This window comes from Lysobacter sp. TAB13 (assembly GCF_052113885.1).
Classification (GTDB): domain Bacteria; phylum Pseudomonadota; class Gammaproteobacteria; order Xanthomonadales; family Xanthomonadaceae; genus Lysobacter; species Lysobacter gummosus.
The window spans coordinates 1-950 of the sequence record NZ_JBFRDR010000055.1; the positions used below are offsets into that span (position 1 = coordinate 1).

Annotated in this window: 1 protein-coding gene; it reads right to left on the reverse strand. The window is 64.9% G+C overall.

Annotated features, from left to right (window positions below; genetic code table 11):
* Positions 1-950, reverse strand: a 950-nt coding sequence (locus AB4Y92_RS25065; protein WP_441822083.1) for an AMP-binding protein, incomplete at both ends; no start/stop codon positions are given.

Consider the following 950-nt stretch of genomic DNA (forward strand, 5'->3'; position numbering starts at 1 on the left):
ACGCCTTCGCGCACCAGCAGGTCGTAGAACTCCGATGGCGAACGCGCACACAACGACGGCACGACGACTACGCGGCCGCCGTACAGCAATGCGCCCCACAGTTCCCATACCGAAAAGTCGAACGCGAACGAATGGAACAGGGTCCATACATCGGTTTCGTTGAAGCCGAACCAGTGGTCGGTGGAGGTGAACAAGCGGCTCACCTGACCGTGTTCGACCATCACGCCCTTGGGCTGTCCGGTCGAGCCGGAGGTGTAGATCACGTAGGCCAGGTGATGTGGCTGCAGGTCACTCACGACTGGCGTGTCGGTTCGGGCCTGTGCCCACACGGCTGCGTCGTCCAGTTCCAGCATCGGGCACGCGGCTGACGGCAAGCTTTCGCGAAGCGTCGATTGGCTTAGCAACGCCACCGGCGCGCTGTCTTCCAGCATGTAGGCCAGACGGTCGGCCGGATACGCGGGGTCCAGTGGCACGTAGCCGCCGCCGGCCTTCAGGATGCCGAGCAGGCCGACCACCATGTCCAGACTGCGTTCGACGCAGATGGCGACGCGGTCGTCGGGTTTGACGCCCAGTTCGATCAGGCGATGCGCGACTTGATTCGCACGGCGGTCCAGTTCGGCGTAGCTGAGCGTTTGCTGCTCATACGACACCGCCGGTGCATCCGGGGTGAGGGCGACCTGGGCTTCGAAGCCGTGATGGATCACGCCACGCTCGAACCGGCGTGGCGTATCGCCATGGGCCTGGGCGTGGAAGCCCTGCAGCACCTGCGCCCGCTGCGGCGGCGTCAACAGCGGCAAACGCGCGACCGAGGCCGAATCGTCGGCGACCATCGCCGTCAGCAAGGTCGTCCAGTGATCCATCATCCGTTCGACGGTGATACGGTCGAACAGATCGCTGGCGTAGGCGATGCTGCCGCTCAGGGCGGTGCCGTTGTCGTTCAGCGACAGGGC